Origin of the sequence: Pseudomonas sp. B13(2017) (assembly GCF_002113245.1) — a bacterium.
GTDB lineage: Bacteria > Pseudomonadota > Gammaproteobacteria > Pseudomonadales > Pseudomonadaceae > Aquipseudomonas > Aquipseudomonas putida_Z.
The window spans coordinates 1-17281 of record NZ_NEJX01000038.1 but is presented as its reverse complement, the minus strand read 5'-3'; the positions used below and the strand labels follow the sequence as shown (position 1 = coordinate 17281).

Genomic DNA, 17281 nt, shown 5'->3' with positions numbered 1-17281 from the left:
ACTCACAAGCACCCACACGAATTGCTTGATTCGATTTGTTAAAGAGCGTTTGGTTAAGAGCTTTTCGTCTCAACCGAGGCGCGCATTCTACGCTTTCCTCATTTGCTGTCAAGCGTTTATTTTGAAGTTTTTTGCGAGAAACTCGTTTAGCTTCAAACACTTGACTCGCTGCGATCTCTCGTAGCGGGAGGCGAATCATACAGCGTTTAGAAGCGCTGTCAACCATCATCTCAACCGCTGCCGATCATTCGATCGTAGCCCTTTCAACTTCGCTTCAACTATCTAACTCATTGAATCTCAAGGAGTTTGTCGTTACAGCGTCGCTGGAAGTGGGGCGCATTATAAGGGGATTCAGAAGGGGGTCAAGGGTTAATTTCAAGAAACTTGAATATCGCTGAAAAACAAAGCGGGGAGGCCTGTCGGCCTCCCCGCTTCTGCTCATCCCTTACAAACTAGGGAAGGCAAACTGCGAAGCCTCATGGCTGGCACGCTGTGGCCAGCGCTGGGTGATCGCCTTGCGACGGGTATAGAAGCGCACACCGTCCGGGCCATAGGCATGCAGGTCACCGAACAGCGAGCGCTTCCAGCCACCGAAGCTGTGGTAGGCCACCGGCACCGGCAGCGGTACGTTCACACCGACCATGCCCACTTCGATCTCGTCGCAGAACAGGCGCGCCGCTTCACCGTCACGGGTGAAGATGCAGGTGCCGTTGCCATACTCGTGATCATTGATCAGTTGCATGGCCTGCTCCAGGCTGTTCACACGCACTACGCACAGCACCGGGCCGAAGATCTCTTCCTTATAGATGCGCATCTCCGGGGTCACCTTGTCGAACAGGGTGCCACCGACGAAATAGCCATCCTCATTACCGGCCACACGGAAACCACGGCCATCCACCACCAGCTTGGCGCCAGCAGCAACACCGTCATCGATATAGCCCACCACCTTGTCACGGGCAGCAGCCGTCACCAGCGGGCCCATATCCAGGCCGCACGAGGTGCCGGCACCAATCTTCAGGGCCTTGATCTGCGGTTCCAGCTTGGCAATCAGGGCGTCCGCCACCTGGTCACCCACGCACACCGCCACCGAAATGGCCATGCAACGCTCGCCGCACGAACCATAGGCAGCACCCATCAGTGCGCTCACGGCATTGTCCAGGTCGGCATCCGGCATCAGCACCGCGTGGTTCTTCGCACCACCCAGGGCCTGCACACGCTTGCCGCGCTTGGTGCCTTCAGCGTAGATGTACTCGGCGATCGGAGTCGAACCGACGAAGCTCAGGGCCTTCACTTCCGGCGCTTCGATCAACGCATCCACCGCTTCCTTGTCGCCGTGCACCACGTTGAGGATGCCTTTCGGCAGGCCGGCTTCCAGCAGCAGCTGGGCGATGAACAGGGTCGAGCTCGGGTCGCGCTCGGAAGGCTTGAGGATGAAGGCGTTGCCGCAGGCGATGGCCAGTGGGTACATCCACAGCGGCACCATGGCCGGGAAGTTGAACGGGGTGATACCGGCAACCACGCCCAGTGGCTGGAAGTCGGACCAGGCATCGATGTTCGGGCCGACGTTGCGGCTGTACTCGCCTTTCAGCACTTCCGGCGCGGCGCAGGCGAACTCGACGTTCTCGATACCACGCTTCAGTTCACCGGCAGCATCTTCCAGGGTCTTGCCGTGCTCTTCGCTGATCATTTGCGAGATACGTGCTTCGTTCTGCTCCAGCAGTTGCTTGAAGCGGAACATCACCTGGGCGCGCTTGGCCGGTGGGGTGTTGCGCCAGGCTGGGAAGGCAGCCTTGGCCGAGTCGATCGCTTCCTGCACGGTCGCGCGGCTGGCCAGCTCGACCTTGCGCACGGCCTGGCCGGTGGACGGGTTGAAGACATCGGCGGTGCGCTCACCCTTGGTAACCAGTTCGCCGTGGATCAGGTGCTGAACAATGCTCATGCAAAACTCCAGATAAAGAAGGTTGAGGCAGGCGCGCGATGTGTTCACGCGCCTGGCATCAGAATCGGAAAGATCAGTCGATCAGGTTCAGGGTTTCGCCCACTGCGTCGAACAGGCGGTCCAGTTCCTGCGGCGTGGTGTTGAAGGTTGGGCCGAACTGCAGGGTGTCGCCACCGAAGCGTACATAGAAGCCTGCCTTCCACAGTTTCATCGCCGCTTCGTACGGACGCACGATGGCATCACCGTCGCGGGCAGCGATCTGTATCGCGCCGGCCAGGCCGTAGTTGCGGATATCGACAATGTTCTTGGTGCCCTTCACGCCATGCAGCAGCTTCTCGAAGTGCGGCGCCAGCTCGGCGGCGGCCTGCACCAGGTTTTCCTTCTGCAGCAGGTCCAGCGCGGCGATACCGGCGGCGCAGGCTACCGGGTGGGCCGAGTAGGTGTAGCCGTGCGGGAATTCCACGGCGTACTCCGGGGTCGGCTGGTTCATGAAGGTCTGGTAGATCTCGCTGTTGGCGATCACCGCGCCCATCGGGATGGCGCCGTTGGTCACCTGCTTGGCGATGCACATCAGGTCCGGGGTGACTCCGAAGGCTTCGGAGCCGGTCATCGCGCCCATGCGGCCGAAGCCGGTGATCACTTCGTCGAAGATCAGCAGGATGTTGTGCTGGGTGCAGATTTCACGCAGGCGCTTCAGGTAACCCTTCGGCGGCGGCAGTACACCAGCCGAACCTGCCAGCGGCTCGACGATCACGGCAGCGATGTTGGAGGCGTCGTGCAGCTCGATCAGCTTGAGCATCTCGTCAGCCAGGGCGATACCGCCCTCTTCCGGCATGCCTTTGGAGAAGGCGTTCACCGGCAGCACGGTGTGAGGCAGGTGGTCGACATCCAGCAGCTGACCGAACAGCTTGCGGTTACCGTTGACACCACCGAGGCTGGTACCGGCGATGTTCACGCCGTGGTAGCCACGGGCACGGCCGATGATCTTGGTCTTGGTCGCCTGGCCTTTCAGGCGCCAGTAGGCACGCACCATCTTCAGCGCGGTGTCGGCACACTCGGAACCGGAGTTGGTATAGAACACATGGTTCAGGTCGCCCGGGGTCAGCTCGGTGATCTTCTCGGCCAGCTGGAACGACAGCGGGTGGCCGAACTGGAAGGCCGGGGAGTAGTCCAGGGTGCCGATCTGGCGAGCCACCGCCTCGGTGATTTCCTTGCGGGTGTGCCCGGCGCCGCAGGTCCACAAGCCGGACAGGGCATCGAAGATCTTGCGCCCCTGGTCGTCGACCAGGTAGCTGCCTTCGGCCGCCACGATCAGGCGCGGGTCGCGCTGGAAGTTGCGGTTGGCGGTGTAGGGCATCCAGTGGGCATCCAGCTTGAGCTGGCTGGCGATACCGGCGGTAGCGGTTTCGGGCATGTTCATCGGCGGTTCCTCGGAAGACGATTAGGCAACGATGGATGTTGTTGCAGCTAAATTGGCACGGCGATAAAGTCTGAAAAAGCCAACATTTCTAATCTTCAGACAGGCCCTGACTAAACTAATGAGCCGACGCCCCGATCCACTCGCCCAAGTCAGCGATTTCGACATCCGCCTGCTGAAGATCTACCGCAGTGTCGTGGAGTGCGGTGGCTTCTCGGCCGCGGAAAACGTGCTGGGCATTGGCCGTTCGGCCATCAGCCAGCAGATGAACGACCTCGAGCAACGCCTGGGCCTGCGCCTGTGCCAACGCGGCCGCGCCGGGTTCTCGCTGACCGAGGAAGGCCGCGAGGTCTACCATTCGGCGCTGCAGCTGCTCAGCGCCCTGGAAAGCTTCCGCACCGAGGTCAACGGCCTGCACCAGCATTTGCGTGGCGAGCTGAACATTGGCCTGACCGACAACCTGGTGACCTTGCCGCACATGCGCATTACCCATGCCTTGGCCGAGCTCAAGGACCGCGGCCCCGATGTGCGCATCCAGATCCGCATGATCGCGCCCAGCCAGGTCGAGCATGGCGTGCTCGATGGCAGCCTGCATGTCGGTGTGGTGCCACAGACCAGCCCGCTGTCGGGCCTCGAGTACCAGCCGTTGTACAGCGAGCGCTCGCTGCTGTACTGCGCGGTCGGCCACCCGCTGTTCTATGCCGATGACCAGCAGATCGACGACGACCGCCTCAACAGCCAGGAAGCCATCACTCCCACCTTCCGCCTGCCGGCCGAAATCCAGGCGCATTACCAGGCGCTGAACTGCACGGCCAGTGCTTCGGACCGCGAAGGCATGGCGTTTCTCATCCTTACCGGTCGCTACATCGGCTACCTGCCAGACCACTACGCCACGTTCTGGGTGCAGCAAGGCCGCTTGCGTGCCCTCAAGCCCCGGCAACGCTTCTATGACCTGAGCCTGAGCTGGGTAACGCGCAAGGGACGGCGGCCGAACCTGGTGTTGGAAAGCTTCCTCGAAAGCCTGGCTGCGACACGCTGATGCCAGTCTGTGCCGCAAACGCTTGTCACTTCGGCACAGGCAGGTAATCTTGTCCGACAGCCGCAGCCACTGACCCGTACGGAATCGTCCATGACCCTAGAAGTCCCTGCGCATCGCCTCTCCGCCTCGGGCAAGCCCGCGGGCCGCATCCGCCAGAAGAACGAACAGGCCATTATCCAGGCCGCCGAAGACGAGTTTGCCCGCCATGGTTTCAAGGGCACCAGCATGAACACCATCGCCCTCAAGGCGGGGTTGCCCAAGGCCAACCTGCATTACTACTTCACCAACAAGCTGGGCCTGTACATTGCCGTGCTCAGCAACATCATCGAGTTGTGGGACAGCACCTTCAACGCCTTGAGCGTCGACGACGACCCGGGCGAAGCGCTGAGCCAGTACATCCGCACCAAGATGGAGTTCTCCCGGCGCAACCCGCAAGCCTCGCGGATTTTCGCCATGGAGGTGATCAGCGGCGGCACCTGCCTGAGCGAGTACTTCAGTGCCGACTACCGCGAATGGTTCCGCGGCCGCGCCGCGGTGTTCCAGGCCTGGATCGAAGCCGGCAAGATGGACCCGGTCGACCCGGTGCACCTGATCTTCCTGCTGTGGGGCAGCACCCAGCACTACGCCGACTTCGCCACCCAGATCTGCCAGGTCACCGGCCGCAGCCGCCTGACCAAGCAAGACATGGAAGACGCGAGCAACAATCTTATCCATATCATTCTGAAGGGCTGCGGCATCAAGCCGGCTGCCTGATCGTCATTTATGCCTTCTACCCTGCTCGACCTCTGCGAATACCGCGAGGAAATCCGCAAAAGCCGCTTCATCACCCTTGCCGGGCCGATCAGCAGTGCCGCCGACGCGATGAGTTTCATCGAACGCCACAGCGACCTGGCCGCCACCCACAACTGCTGGGCCTGGAAGCTTGGCGCCCAGTACCGCAGCAGCGATGACGGCGAACCTGGCGGTACCGCGGGGCGGCCAATCCTCGCGGCCATCGAAGCGCAGGACTGCGACCAGGTGGTAGTGCTGGTGATCCGCTGGTACGGCGGTATCCAGCTGGGCACCGGCGGCCTGGCCAGGGCCTATGGCGGCGGTGCCAACAAGTGCCTGCAACAGGCACCCAAGCGGCTGCTGGTGCAGCGCAGCGAATTCACCTGCAGTTGCAGTTTCAGCGAACTGGCGCTTGTGAAGCTGCGCCTGGCGGAGGTTGACGGCCTGGTCCTGGATGAGCAGTTCACCGCCAATGGCGTGGACCTGTTGATTGCACTGGGTGACGCCCACCTGACGCCACTGCAGCAGCAGTTGGCCGACTTGAGCCGCGGGCGCATTCTGCTCGAAGCACGCTGAACATTGCCCACAACAACTGTGGGCCGGCCTGTGGATAAGCTTGGGGCACTCGCTTGCAGGCGGCATTACTCAAGGGCTGCAGAGCCTTGATCATATTTTGATCACCATTTGATGACAGCCGCAAACCGTTGATGCTCCTGACGTTATCCCCAGGCCCACAGCCTGCGTAGCCCTGCACAGCCATCTGCGCTTGCACACAATAACTGTGGACCAGCTTGTGGATAACCCGTGCGCCAACAAGCCGAAGACCACGCCGCACAAGGGCCTGAGGCAACTGGTGATTTTTCGTACAACCTACGACAAGGCGCCCGGCATCACAGTGCATTATCCTCAATACCTTTCTTTGCCAACCGATCACGGAGCGCATCCACATGGCTAACGCAAAAAACGCACTTATCATCGGGGCCTCGCGCGGGCTGGGCCTGGGCCTGGTGCAACGCCTGCAAGAAGACGGCTGGAACATCACCGCCACCGTGCGCAACCCGCAGCAGCCCGGCGCCCTCGCGGATGTATCCGGCGTGCGCATCGAACAGCTGGAAATGAACGACACGGCCCAGCTCGATGGCCTGAAGCAACGCTTGCAAGGCCAAGTGTTCGACTTGATATTCGTCAACGCCGGGGTCATGGGCCCCCTGCCGCAGGACCTGGAGGCGGTACAGAACAAGGACATCGGCGACCTGTTCATGACCAACGCCGTGGCGCCGATCCGCGTGGCCCGCCGCCTGGTCGGCCAGGTACGCGAAGGCAGCGGCGTGCTGGCCTTCATGAGCTCGATCCTGGGCAGCGTGACCATCCCCGATGGCGGCGAAATCTGCCTGTACAAGGCCAGCAAGGCGGCCCTGAACTCGATGATCAACAGCTTCGTCGTCGAGCAACAACGCCCTGACCTGTGCGTGCTGGCCATGCACCCGGGCTGGGTCAAAACCGACATGGGCGGTGAAAACGCCGAGATCGACGTGCTGACCAGCACCCGCGGCATGCTTGATCAGATCAAGGCGCAAAGCGGCAAGGGCGGGCTGCGCTTCATCAACTACAAGGGCGAACCCTTGGTCTGGTGATTCACCAGGTCGCAGCCTGGCCGTGCGCAATGCCCGGCCAGGCTCTGTAGAATGGCGGCAACCGTACCTGATCGAGATGACCCACCATGTATGACTGGTTGAACGCCCTGCCCAAGGCCGAACTGCACCTGCACCTGGAAGGCTCGCTGGAGCCCGAGCTGCTGTTCGCCCTGGCCGAGCGCAACAAGATCGCCCTGCCCTGGGCCGATGTGGAGACCTTGCGCGGTGCCTATGCCTTCAACAACCTGCAGGAGTTCCTCGACCTGTATTACCAGGGCGCCGACGTGCTGCGCACCGAGCAGGACTTCTACGACCTGACCTGGGCCTACCTGCAACGCTGCAAGGCGCAGAACGTGATCCACACCGAACCGTTCTTCGACCCACAGACCCACACCGACCGCGGCATCCCCTTCGAAGTGGTGCTCAACGGTATCAGCCAGGCGCTCAAGGACGGTCGCCAGCAACTGGGCATCAGCAGCGGCCTGATCCTCAGTTTCCTGCGCCACCTCAGCGAAGATGAGGCGCAAAAAACCCTCGACCAGGCCCTGCCGTTCCGCGATGCGTTCATCGCCGTTGGCCTGGACAGTTCGGAAATGGGCCACCCACCGAGCAAGTTCCAGCGCGTGTTCGACCGCGCCCGCAGTGAAGGCCTGGTCGCCGTTGCCCATGCCGGCGAGGAAGGCCCGCCCGAGTACATCTGGGAAGCCCTGGACCTGCTGAAGGTCAAGCGTATCGACCACGGCGTGCGCGCCATCGAGGACGAGCGCCTGATGCAGCGCATCATCGACGAGCAGATCCCGCTCACGGTGTGCCCGCTGTCGAACACCAAGCTGTGCGTGTTCGACCACATGAGCCAGCACAACATCCTCGACATGCTCGAGCGCGGCGTGAAGGTCACGGTCAACTCAGACGACCCGGCCTACTTCGGTGGCTATGTCACCGAAAACTTCCACGCCCTGCACACCCACCTGGGCATGACCGAAGACCAGGCCCGTCGCCTGGCCCAGAACAGCCTGGATGCCCGGCTGGCCTGAGTGACCTGACCGCGACTCAACCGACCTGCAACGTCGGCACGCGGGCAATGCGATTGATCTGCTGGATACCCAACGCAGAAATATGCAATGCCCGCGAGTCCTCGGCCTCGCGCATCCAGCCCGATTGCAGGAACAGCCGGAACAAGGCCTGCCCCAGTACGCCACCCAGGTGCGGCCCCTGGTCGTTCCACTCGGTACAGCGGCAGATCACACAGCCACGTTGCTGATGCGGCGCCAAGGCATCGATGTAGACCCCGACCAAAGCCAACTGCGTCCGCCCCTCCTCGCTGACCATCAGCTGTCGACCACTCCCCTCCAGCCAGCCGGCCACCACCAGACGGTGATACAGCTCGCCGGCCAGTTCCCCGCCCAGGTGATCGCCACAGCGACGCGCCCTGCGTATCGACATGGGCAGCGGTGATACCGGCGCCTTGGCCCGCTCCCCCCTGGCGCTCTCCAACTGGACACTGGCCAGCGCCTCCACCGCTGCTCCGACTTGCGGGGTGGCCAGCCGGAAGTAGCGCTTGCGCCCCCGTGCTTCATGCCGGAGCAAACCGGCCGACGACAACAGCGAAAGGTGAGCGCAGGCCGATGACGAGGTCAGGCCTGTCATTACCGCGAGCTCGTTGGCCAGCCGCGGCGTGCCATCGATCAATGCCCACAACATGGCACTGCGCTTGGGGTCGGCCATCAGGCTGGCAATCTGGCTGATACTGCTGGCTGCGTTCATGTCCCTGTAACTCCCTGCAAGTTCACTGTGTGGATGCGATGGCCACCCCTGGCAGGGAAGCGCCTCTTGCTGGCACTGGCCTGGTTCGCCAGTATAAGCCGCAAAAAACGCCATTCAGGCAGCGTTGCACAGTGACACCACCGGTAAAAAACCACTGGGTATGCCTACCCATGGCAAGCAGTGAAACAGTGCGTGAAAGCTGCCCGGACCGCGCGGGCAAGCAGCCCGGCACACATGGCAAGAGCACGGGAACGACGGGCGGAAAAAACACCGGATGCAACTTCGGACGCGGCCGACAACCAATTTCCACAAGTAGCGCAAGCCAAAGCGAAGGTTCCACGTGCTTGCGGGCATTGCACCCCAAGCAGGAAAAAACATGTAGAAAACGTTCCTGCCGACCGTCAGTCAGGACACTGATTCAGGTCATGGCAGGCAGAAGGTGCAGCGCTACACTTCATCCGCTCTCCCCCTTTGGAGGTATGCCGCGATGAAAATTGTCGTCAGTGCGTCGAGCCGAAACCCCGCCTGCCCCTGGCAGGTCCAGCTCGATCAACACGTGGTCAGTTTCCGCAGCGAGGCCGAGGCGCGTGCCTTCGTCGCCACGTTGGAAACCCGCCTGCAGGCACCTCACCCGCTTATGCGGGAGCCTTGGCCGGCAAGCGTCGGGTCAGCAGCGCGACACTGACCACCAGCGCCCCGCACAGGCTGATCACCAGCGCCATCGGCACCGCACTGCCATCATGCAGCAGCCCGACCAGCGCCGCTGCGCCGGCGGCGACGCTGAACTGCAGGCAGCCCATCAGCGCCGAGGCACTGCCGGCCCGCGCGCCCTGCCCGCTCATGGCACAGGCAGAGGCGTTGGGGATGATGCAGCCGAGGCTGGAGATGCAGACGAACAGCGGTACCAGCAGTGGCCACAGCTGTGTTGGCCGCAGTGCCGCCACGCCCAGCAACGCCAGGCCCGCGACCAGGTACAACCACACCGCACGCGCCAGCAGGAACGCCGGCCCGCGCTTGGCCAGCAAGCGTGCATTCACCTGCGCCACCAGGATAAAGCCGGCGGCATTGGTGCCGAACAACCAGCCGTAATGCTCGGCCGGCACGCCGTAAAGCTTGATGAACACGAAAGGTGAACCGGCGATGTAGGCAAACATGCCGGCGATGGCGATACCACCGGTCAGGGCATGGCCGACGAACACCCGGTCAGCGAACAGGCGCAAGTACTGGCGCAAGGCGCCAGACAGCGGTTGCCGCTGTATGTGCTCGGGCAGGCTTTCCGGCAGGCCCAGGCTGACCGCCAGCAGGCAGCCGGCGCTGAACAGGCTCAGGGCGAGGAAGATCGATTGCCAGCCGGCCACGTTCACCAGCACCCCGCCCAGCATCGGTGCCAGGATCGGCGCCAGGCCCATGACCAGCATCAACTGCGAGAACACCTTGGCCGAGGCCACCGGGTCGCACTTGTCACTGACGATGGCCCGCGACAGCACCATCCCGGCGCAACCGCCCAACGCCTGGACGAAACGCGCCAGCACCAGGGTGTCGAGGTTGGGAGCATAGGCACAGGCCAGTGACGCCAGGGTGAACAGGGTCACCCCGAACATCAGTGGCTTGCGCCGGCCAAAGCGGTCAGCCACCGGCCCGTAGGCCAGTTGCCCGATGGACAGGCCAAGGAAGTAGGCGGCCAAGGTGGTCTGGACGTGTTTTTCATCGGTGGCGAACGCCTGCGCCATGGCCGGGAAGGCGGGCAGGTAGAAGTCGATCGCCAAGGGCCCGAACGCACTGAGTGCGCCCAGGATGAGCACCATTCGCAGGTTCATCAGGAATCCATAGCAGGCTAAGCAAGTGCTCGATTCTACCTGCTGTGGGCCCTATCGACATGAAAACATTTGCAACAAATCCAAGGGCTGCCGCGGTCCCTGTGGGAGCGGGCGTGCCCGCGAATCAGGCCGCGCGGTGGATGGCACCGGCGGTGCCGGTGTTCGCGGGCACGCCCGCTCCCACAGGCAAGTGATCAGGCTACGTCCGCCTGATAACCCTCATCGCGAATGGCCGTGAGGATCCGCTCCTGAGCCAAGTCGCTCTGCACCCGTACCTGCCTGGCCGCCAGGTCGACCTCCACCTTGGCAGCGGCATCCTGCTCCTGCACCGCCCGGGTCACGGCTTTCACGCAATGGCCGCAGGTCATGCCTTGTACATTGAACACTTGCATGGGGTTACCTCCTTCAGGTTTTCCATGAGTCTGAAGCTTGCCATCGGGGCAAGGTCAAGATCTGCCGACAACAGCCGGGGTGGAAATCCGCGCGCGCGTCGGCCAAGCTGCGCCTTTGATGATCACGCAAGCAGGAGATTCTTCATGTTCAGGGCAGCATTGGGCGTCGTCGGGCTATTGAGCACGCTGGCTGCAGTGCCACCGGCCAGTGCCGAGGGCAACTCGGACTACAGCGTGCTGATCATTTCCCGGGAGCGCCTGGAAGTGGCCACCAGTTGCGAAATCGGCATCTACCTCAACGACCAGCTCTCCGGGCGCGTGTTCCAGGAGCAGTCCACCTCGTTCAACCTGCCGCCCGGCCCGGTGGACGTGCGCCTGCGCCTGCTGCCCGGGCAAATGCCCGGCTGCGCCGCGGGTGTCGAGGACCAACGCAGCACACGACTGAACCTGCAGGCGGGCCAGATCAACAAATACCGCATCGCCATGGGGCAATATGGGCTGGAGCTGAAGCGAGCCGGCCTGGGCTATTGACCTTACCTGCGTGGCAAGGTTGATGCTGGAGGCCTGTCCAAGGAGGAGAGCCATGCCCGCATCCACCACATACGACCTGCCGATCTCCGGCATGACCTGCGCCAGCTGTGCCGGCCGGGTCGAGCGCGCCCTGCGCAAGGTCACCGGCGCTGAACAGGTCAGCGTCAACCTCGCCACCGAACAGGCCCGGGTCCAGGCCCCGGCCAACAGCCTGCCCGCGCTGGTCGACGCCGTACGCGAAGCCGGCTATGGCGTGCCCACCCGCACCGTCGAACTGCAGATTGGCGGCATGACCTGCGCCAGTTGCGTCGGCCGCGTAGAGCGCGCCCTCGGCAAGCTACCGGGGGTTGAACAGGTCAGCGTCAACCTGGCCAGCGAACGCGCGCACCTCGAAGTGCTCGCGGCCCTCGACGACAACCTGCTGATCGACGCCGTGCAAAAGGCCGGCTACAGCGCCAGCCTGCCGCAAACCGCCAGGGACGACCAGCACGCTGCCCAGCACCGCCTGCGTAACGAACGCCTGGCGGTCGGCGCAGCGTTGCTGCTCGCCCTGCCGTTGGTGGTGCCAATGCTGGTGCAGCCGTTTGGCGTGCACTGGATGTTGCCAGCGTGGGTGCAGTTCCTGCTGGCCACGCCGGTGCAGTTCATTCTCGGCGCGCGGTTCTACGTGGCCGCCTGGAAAGCCGTGCGTGCCGGGACTGGCAACATGGACCTGCTGGTGGCCCTGGGCACCAGCGCCGGCTACGGGCTGAGCCTGTACCAGTGGGCGCAGGCCCCCGCCGGCATGGCCCCTCACCTGTACTTCGAAGCCTCGGCCGTGGTGATTGCCCTGGTGCTGCTGGGCAAGTACCTGGAAAGCCGTGCCAAGCGCCAGACCGCCAGCGCCATCCGTGCCCTCGAGGCCCTGCGCCCGGAACGGGCCGTGCGCCTGGTCGATGGCCGGGAAGAAGACGTGGCCATTGCCCAACTGCGTCTCGGCGACCTGGTACTGGTCAAACCCGGCGAGCGCTTCCCGGTCGATGGCGTGGTCGAAGACGGCAGCAGCCATGCCGATGAAGCCTTGATCAGCGGCGAGAGCCTGCCGGTGCCCAAACAGCCAGGGGACAGCGTCACCGGTGGCGCCATCAACGGCGAAGGCCGGCTGCTGGTACGCACCCAGGCACTGGGCACAGAAACCGTGCTGGCACGTATCATCCGCCTGGTGGAAGACGCCCAGGCGGCCAAGGCACCGATCCAGAAGCTGGTCGACCGGGTCAGCCAAGTATTCGTCCCGGCCGTGCTGGTACTGGCGCTGATCACCCTGGTCGGTTGGTGGCTGGCCGGCGCGCCGCTGGAAACCGCGCTGATCAATGCCGTCGCGGTACTGGTCATCGCCTGCCCCTGCGCCCTCGGCCTGGCCACGCCCGCAGCGATCATGGCCGGCACCGGCGTCGCCGCCCGCCATGGCATCCTGATCAAGGACGCCGAAGCCCTGGAGCGCGCCCATGCGGTCAACCGTGTGGTGTTCGACAAGACCGGCACCCTCACCTCCGGCAGCCCACGCGTTGTCCATAGCCAGGCGCAGGTGGGCAGCAGCGCCGATCTGCACCGCTTGGCCGGTGCCCTGCAGCGCGGCAGCGAACACCCGCTGGCCAAGGCGGTACTGGATGCCTGTGCCGAGCAGGGCCTGGATGTGCCTGGCGTTACCGACAGCCAGTCGCTGACCGGGCGTGGTATTGCCGGGCGCGTGGAAGGCCGCGAGCTGGCCCTGGGCAACCGCCGCCTGCTGGATGAAAGCGCCCTGCCACCCGGCGACCTGGCCGCCAAGGCCCAGGCCTGGGAAGCCGAGGGGCGCACCCTGTCATGGCTGATCGAACGCGGCGCGCAGCCGCGGGTGCTGGGCCTGTTCGCCTTTGGTGACAGCCTCAAGCCCGGTGCCGAGCAGGCGATCAATACCCTGCACGCGCAACACATCAGCAGCCACCTGCTGACCGGCGACAACCGCGGCAGCGCCAAAGTGGTGGCCGATGCCCTGGGCATCGACGACGTGCATGCCGAAGTGCTGCCGGCCGACAAGGCCGCGACCGTGGCTGCACTCAAGCAGGATGGTGTGGTCGCCATGGTCGGTGATGGCATCAATGATGCGCCGGCGCTGGCCGCCGCCGATATCGGCATTGCCATGGGCGGCGGTACCGACGTGGCCATGCAGGCCGCCGGCATCACCCTGATGCGCGGCGACCCACGCCTGGTACCGGCCGCCCTGGAGATCAGCCGCAAGACCTATGCGAAGATCCGCCAGAACCTGTTCTGGGCGTTCATCTATAACCTGATCGGCATCCCGCTGGCCGCGCTGGGTTACCTCAACCCGGTACTGGCCGGCGCCGCCATGGCCCTGTCCAGCGTCAGCGTGGTGAGCAACGCGCTATGGCTCAAGGCGTGGAAACCCACCAGCAACACCCAGGAGGCTCCATGAACATCGGCCAGGCCGCCCGCCGCAGCGGGCTCAGCACCAAGATGATCCGTTACTACGAGTCCATTGGCCTGCTCAAGCCCGCCACGCGCAGCGACAGCGGCTACCGCCTGTACCAGGCGGAAGACTTGCACAGCCTGGCCTTCATCAAGCGCTCCCGCGACCTGGGCTTTTCCCTCGAAGAGGTCGGCAAGCTGCTGACCTTGTGGCAGGACCGCCAACGCGCCAGCGCCGATGTGAAAGCGCTGGCGACGCAGCACATTGCTGAACTGAACCGGCGCATCGAAGAGCTGGTGAGCCTGCGCGACACCCTCGGCGAACTGGTCTCGCACTGCCAGGGAGACGAGCGCCCGGACTGCCCGATCCTGAAGGACCTGGCCAATGGCGCTGCGGGCGGCTGCTGTCACTGAGCCACCCCGCAACCCTTTGGTATGCCATATACGTCCAAACACGACCGAATAGTCACCAACTGCGACTTTATCCAATAAATACGGGCGTTTCCCTACATTAAACCCGGATGCTGCCGATGCAATTGTTACCTGCCTCGTGTATCGAAAATAAAAAATCCGGGAGCGTCGATGAGCATCAAACAGAAACTGACCTGGGCATTCGCGGTCATCGCCGGCTTGCCCATCGTCCTTGTGGCCACCCTGGTGGTCCTCAACCTGCGTGGCGAAGCCCGCGACGGATTCCTCGATGGCAGCAGCCGGGAAATCCGCCAGGTCAGCAACGCAATGAACATCTTCTTCCAGGGCATCAACCAGAACGTCGAGTACCTGGCTGCGCAGCCGATGGTCGCCGCCACGGGTAGCGAACTGAACAAGTACATGAGCGCAACCCCGTCCTATGAACTGGGCGACCAGGCCAGCAAGCTGCTGGAGTTCATGACCCGCCTGGCCACCACGCATCCCAGCTATGCGTACCTGTCCTACGGGGTGAATGACGGTGGCTATGTCGGCTGGCCGGCCGGGCAGAAGTTCGTCAATTACGACCCACGCACCCGCCCCTGGTACCAATTGGCGATGGCCAACCCTGGCAAGACCTTGCGTACCGGCGCCTACTACTGGGCTGCCGACGACGCCGTGCTGGTCAGCACCGTGCGCACCGTCGCCAACCAATTGGGCAACCCTGGCGGCGTGGTCAACGTCGACGTCTCGCTCAAAGGCCTCACCGAGATCGTCCAGCAGATCAAGCTGGGCGAAAGCGGCTACGTGCTACTGGTGGAGAACAACGGCAACGTACTGGTCGACCCTCGTGACGCCAAGCACAACTTCAAGCAACTGGCGAGCTTTGGCGACGGGTACGCCGAGCTGGCCAAGCACGGCAAGGGGCTGGCCGAAGTGGAGCTGAATGGCGTGCGCTACATGGCCAACATCTACCCGGACGAACAGCTGGGCTGGACCTTGATCGGCCTGATCGAACAAAGCGAAGTGATGCAGACCACCACCCGCCTGACCTGGCTGATCGGCGTGGTGGCCCTGGTACTGGCCGCGCTGTTCGCCGTGGTCGGTGCCACCTTTGCCAAGCTGATCGTGCGCCCGATCAACAGCGTCACCAGCGGCCTGGAAGATATCGCCCAGGGCGAGGGCGACCTGACCCGCAACCTGGAAATCCGTGGCCGGGACGAAACCGCGCAACTGGCCAGCTGGTTCAACCAGTTCCTCGGTGCCATTCGCAGCCTGATCCAGCACATCGGTGCTGCCGCCAGCAAGATCCTCAGCACCTCCAGCAGCTCGACCCGCGTTTCCAGCGACATGGCCGAAGCCGCAGGCCGCCAGCGCGAAGCGGTGGACATGGTCTCTACCGCCTTCCACGAAATGGTCGCCACTGCCAACGAAGTGGCACGTTCCTGCAGCCAGGCGGCGCAGTCGGCCGACAGCGGCCAGCAACAGGCCCGCGAAGGCCAGCAGCAGATCGATGCCGCGGTACATAGCGTCGATCGCCTGAGCCAGGAGATCGAGCAGTCGGCGCAGTCGATCCAGCAGCTGGAGCGTGACAGCAACGCCATCCAGTCGATCCTCGGCACCATCCGCTCGATTGCCGAGCAGACCAACCTGCTGGCGCTCAACGCCGCCATCGAAGCGGCCCGTGCCGGCGAACAGGGCCGTGGCTTTGCCGTGGTTGCCGACGAGGTGCGGGCGCTGGCCAAGCGCACTGCCGACTCCACCGCCGAGATCGACGGCCTGCTGGGCAACCTGGCCAGCCGCACTGCCGAAGTAGCCGCACAGATGCACGCCAGCCTGGAGGTTTCGCAGCAGTCGGTGAGCCGCATCGGCCTGGCCCGTGACAGCTTCGGGCAGATCCGCGAGTCGGTGGATGTGATCCGCGACATGAACACCCAGATCGCCACGGCGGCCGAAGAGCAGCACCAGGTGGCCGAGGACATCAACCGGCACATCAGCCAGATTCACGGCGATGCGCAACTGGTGGCCGAACTGGCCCAGGCGGCGCGGATGGATTCGGAGAGCCTGGCCGGGTTGTCCAATGAGCTGGATGCGCTGGTGCGCAGGTTCCGTACCTGATGTTGCCTGCGCCGGCCTCTTCGCGGGCACGCCCGCTCCCACAGGTACTGCACAGGCCCTGAGTGCAGTGGGGTCCTGTGGGAGCGGGCGCGCCCGCGAAGAGGCCGGCACAGGCGACCAATCACTAAAGCCTCAATTCCCCCGGCGTCGCGCCGAACAACTGCTTGAACGCCGCAATGTAAGCCGAGGTTGAGTCATACCCACACCCCAACGCCGCCTCGGTCACACTCTCCCCTGCCTCCAGCAACGCCAACGATGACAACAGCCGCATACGCTGCCGCCAGTTGCGAAAACTCAAGCCCGTCTCCCGCTGGAACAGCCGCATCAGCGTCTTCTCCGAGCACCCCAACTCTCGCGCCCACTGCTGCAAGGTCTGCGACTGGTCCGGTGCAGCGATCAGACCATTGCACAGCGCCAGCAACCCCGGGTGCCGTGGCAGTGGCAGCGAAAAACCGACCTCGGGCAGCATGCGCAACTGGTCGAGCAGCACTGCCACCAGCCGCGCCTCGGCGCTGTCACCCTCCGGGTAGTCTGCCGGGAACAGGCAGAACTGCTTGATCAGTTCGCGCGCCAGCGGGGTCACTTCCAGTACCCGGCATTGCTCCGGTGCCCACGGGCAGGCATCCCGGCGCACGTAAAGGCTGCGCATTTCGGCCTGCATAGAGGTGACCACTTCGTGTTCGGCATCGGCTGGTATCCACACGCCCCACTGGGGCGGGGCGAAGTAGCTGCCTTCGTGGGTATACACCCCGAGAACGCCGCTGATGGCGTAGGAGAACTGCACCCAGTCGTGCTGGTGGCGGGTGGTCCAGGAGCCGGCGCCGAGGCTTTCGGCACGGGCATAGAGTGGCCTGGGCAGGTAGTCCAGCGCCGGGATGGCGCGGGGGTGTCCGATGATCGGCATGGCGGCTTCTTGTAGTTCTGACCAGACAAGCCTAACAGCTGAGCGGGGATGACTGTGACATCTGTGCGGCCTTCTTCGCGGGCTTGCCCGCTCCCACAGGTA

Annotated in this window: 17 protein-coding genes and 1 pseudogene; 11 read left to right on the top strand and 7 right to left on the bottom strand. The window is 63.8% G+C overall.

Annotation, left to right across the window (positions count from 1 at the left end; genetic code table 11):
- The 3 genes from CAG44_RS29050 to CAG44_RS27025 form a co-directional block, all read right to left on the bottom strand.
- Positions 1-229 (bottom strand): hypothetical protein (locus CAG44_RS29050; protein WP_218191927.1); only part of this gene is annotated, 229 nt, incomplete at its 3' end.
- A gap of 216 nt (positions 230-445) precedes the next feature.
- Entirely contained in the window at positions 446-1939 is a 1494-nt protein-coding gene (locus CAG44_RS27030; RefSeq protein WP_023662877.1) for a CoA-acylating methylmalonate-semialdehyde dehydrogenase, read from the bottom strand.
- Positions 1940-2012: 73 nt separating this feature from the next.
- On the bottom strand, positions 2013-3359 hold the full coding sequence (locus CAG44_RS27025; protein WP_085593426.1) for an aspartate aminotransferase family protein: 1347 nt from the start codon (positions 3357-3359) through the stop codon (positions 2013-2015).
- Between the two features lie 118 nt (positions 3360-3477).
- On the opposite strand from CAG44_RS27025, the gene CAG44_RS27020 reads away from it, so the two are divergent.
- The 5 genes from CAG44_RS27020 (at position 3478) to CAG44_RS27000 (ending at position 7834) form a co-directional block, all read left to right on the top strand.
- Entirely contained in the window at positions 3478-4395 is a 918-nt protein-coding gene (locus CAG44_RS27020; protein ID WP_025337589.1) for a LysR family transcriptional regulator, read from the top strand.
- A 90-nt stretch (positions 4396-4485) separates the two neighbouring features.
- Complete coding sequence (locus CAG44_RS27015) at positions 4486-5148, top strand: TetR/AcrR family transcriptional regulator (protein ID WP_003257076.1); 663 nt, start codon at positions 4486-4488, stop codon at positions 5146-5148.
- Between the two features lie 9 nt (positions 5149-5157).
- Entirely contained in the window at positions 5158-5742 is a 585-nt protein-coding gene (locus tag CAG44_RS27010; protein ID WP_085693464.1) for a YigZ family protein, read from the top strand.
- Between the two features lie 371 nt (positions 5743-6113).
- Entirely contained in the window at positions 6114-6800 is a 687-nt protein-coding gene (locus CAG44_RS27005) for an SDR family oxidoreductase (protein WP_085693462.1), read from the top strand.
- Between the two features lie 86 nt (positions 6801-6886).
- A complete protein-coding gene (locus CAG44_RS27000) occupies positions 6887-7834 on the top strand; it encodes an adenosine deaminase (protein WP_085593422.1) in 948 nt (315 codons plus the stop codon).
- A 16-nt stretch (positions 7835-7850) separates the two neighbouring features.
- Here the strand turns inward: CAG44_RS27000 and CAG44_RS26995 are convergent, their stop codons facing one another.
- Positions 7851-8564: a helix-turn-helix transcriptional regulator gene (locus tag CAG44_RS26995; protein ID WP_013970739.1), complete on the bottom strand. Its 714-nt coding sequence runs from the start codon at positions 8562-8564 to the stop codon at positions 7851-7853.
- 487 nt (positions 8565-9051) lie between these two features.
- Here CAG44_RS26995 and CAG44_RS29205 point away from each other — a divergent pair, with 487 nt between their 5' ends.
- Positions 9052-9249: a hypothetical protein gene (locus CAG44_RS29205; RefSeq protein WP_075044510.1), complete on the top strand. Its 198-nt coding sequence runs from the start codon at positions 9052-9054 to the stop codon at positions 9247-9249.
- Here CAG44_RS29205 and CAG44_RS26985 read toward each other — a convergent pair.
- Positions 9200-10381, bottom strand: a complete 1182-nt coding sequence (locus tag CAG44_RS26985) for a multidrug effflux MFS transporter (RefSeq protein WP_085693459.1) — start codon at positions 10379-10381, stop codon at positions 9200-9202. The genes CAG44_RS29205 and CAG44_RS26985 overlap by 50 nt on opposite strands.
- A 194-nt stretch (positions 10382-10575) precedes the next feature.
- On the bottom strand, positions 10576-10773 hold the full coding sequence (locus CAG44_RS26980) for a heavy-metal-associated domain-containing protein (protein WP_085693457.1): 198 nt from the start codon (positions 10771-10773) through the stop codon (positions 10576-10578).
- A 144-nt stretch (positions 10774-10917) separates the two neighbouring features.
- On the opposite strand from CAG44_RS26980, the gene CAG44_RS26975 reads away from it, so the two are divergent.
- The 5 genes and pseudogenes from CAG44_RS26975 (at position 10918) to CAG44_RS29400 (ending at position 16275) form a co-directional block, all read left to right on the top strand.
- Positions 10918-11304: a hypothetical protein gene (locus CAG44_RS26975; protein ID WP_046616857.1), complete on the top strand. Its 387-nt coding sequence runs from the start codon at positions 10918-10920 to the stop codon at positions 11302-11304.
- A gap of 52 nt (positions 11305-11356) precedes the next feature.
- Positions 11357-13756 carry a heavy metal translocating P-type ATPase gene (locus tag CAG44_RS26970; protein WP_085693455.1) on the top strand — a complete coding sequence of 800 codons (2400 nt, stop codon included), beginning with the start codon at positions 11357-11359 and terminating at the stop codon, positions 13754-13756.
- Positions 13753-14163: a Cu(I)-responsive transcriptional regulator gene (cueR, locus tag CAG44_RS26965; RefSeq protein ID WP_085593413.1), complete on the top strand. Its 411-nt coding sequence runs from the start codon at positions 13753-13755 to the stop codon at positions 14161-14163. The genes CAG44_RS26970 and cueR overlap by 4 nt, the downstream gene beginning before the upstream one ends.
- Before the next feature lie 168 nt (positions 14164-14331).
- A pseudogene (locus CAG44_RS29405) lies at positions 14332-15417 on the top strand (sensor histidine kinase); the annotation flags it as partial.
- 90 nt (positions 15418-15507) lie between these two features.
- Positions 15508-16275, top strand: a complete 768-nt coding sequence (locus CAG44_RS29400) for a methyl-accepting chemotaxis protein (protein WP_371033815.1) — start codon at positions 15508-15510, stop codon at positions 16273-16275.
- 124 nt (positions 16276-16399) lie between these two features.
- Here CAG44_RS29400 and CAG44_RS26955 read toward each other — a convergent pair whose 3' ends face one another.
- Entirely contained in the window at positions 16400-17179 is a 780-nt protein-coding gene (locus CAG44_RS26955; RefSeq protein ID WP_075044504.1) for a helix-turn-helix transcriptional regulator, read from the bottom strand.
- Positions 17180-17281 lie beyond the last annotated feature (102 nt).